1 protein-coding gene is annotated in these 271 nt (G+C 48.0%); it reads right to left on the bottom strand.

Translation table 11 applies throughout. The annotated features are described in order from the left end of the window. On the bottom strand, positions 1-271 hold a 271-nt coding region (locus tag AAEY72_RS14945; protein ID WP_352311341.1), incomplete at both ends, for a zinc-binding dehydrogenase.

The raw sequence follows: 271 nt of genomic DNA, 5'->3' as shown, positions 1-271 counted from the left end.
ATACACATCAATGCCGTTATCACAATGTTTTGCCAGTTGCTCAGCAAAATCAGCCGCTTTGTGGTCAATACATTCGTCAAAACCTAGCACTTCTTTGGCGTGACGACATTTTTCTGCGCCGCCGGCAATACCCACCACTCGACAACCTTTTAATTTACCAATTTGGCCAACCGTTGCACCAACAGGGCCAGTAGCGGCTGCCACTACAATGGTTTCACCCGTTTTAGGTGCACCAATGTCCAATAAGCCCATATAAGCGGTAAAGCCTGGC

The sequence above is a fragment of the Psychrobacter sp. W2-37-MNA-CIBAN-0211 genome, from assembly GCF_040309405.1.
Taxonomy (GTDB): Bacteria; Pseudomonadota; Gammaproteobacteria; order Pseudomonadales; family Moraxellaceae; genus Psychrobacter; species Psychrobacter glaciei.
This window is presented reverse-complemented; position numbering and strand designations above follow the sequence as displayed.